The sequence below is a fragment of the Burkholderia sp. HMSC10F09 genome (genome assembly GCF_001806955.1).
In the GTDB taxonomy this organism is placed as follows: Bacteria; Pseudomonadota; Gammaproteobacteria; order Burkholderiales; family Burkholderiaceae; genus Burkholderia; species Burkholderia multivorans.
The window spans coordinates 1-649 of record NZ_KV786545.1; the positions used below are offsets into that span (position 1 = coordinate 1).

Consider the following 649-nt stretch of genomic DNA (forward strand, 5'->3'; position numbering starts at 1 on the left):
CCGTCGCTATGCCACTGCGGCTTGTTCGCGCCGTTGTACACGCGCCCGACCGCCAGCGGCCGGTCGCAGTTGCCGCCGACGTAGTCGATCAGCACTTCCTCGCCGATTCGTGGCACGTGCACGCCGCCGTAGCCGCCGCCGGTGTCCGACTGCACCACACGCACCCAGCACGATGCGTTCTCGTTGCCCGGATTGAGGCGATCCCATACGAACTGCACGCGAATCCGGTTCAGCTCGTCGGTATAGACCTCCTCGCCCTGCGGACCAACGACGATCGCCGTCTCGAGGTGCATCTTCGGCTTCGCGTGCTCGAACGGGCTGCGATACGGCACGCTCGTGCGCTGCGCCTCGACTTCGACGAGATAGAAGCCGAGCGAACCGTCGGGATGCGGCACCTGAAGTTCTCGCATGTCCCCGTATCGAGCGCGTACCTGTGCGAGCGACGACGCAAGGCTGTGCGGAAAATTCGAATCGCTCTCGGACACGGGCAGGTTGTTCTCGATCCACCATGCGACTTCGATCGTCGCGAACTCGCGCTGGTCCGCCGGATCGCGATCGTGTTCCGGATGGTCTATCAGCGTAAAGCGCCGGCCCGCATCGATAGCACGCACGCCGCCCGCGCCATGAAAGCGCTTGGCCTGCGATTCCC

General features: G+C 64.9%; 1 protein-coding gene. It reads right to left on the minus strand.

Features of this window, described 5'->3' with window-relative positions; genetic code table 11:
* Nucleotides 1-649 (minus strand): type VI secretion system Vgr family protein (locus tag HMPREF3115_RS03945; protein WP_141751629.1); only part of this gene is annotated, 649 nt, incomplete at both ends.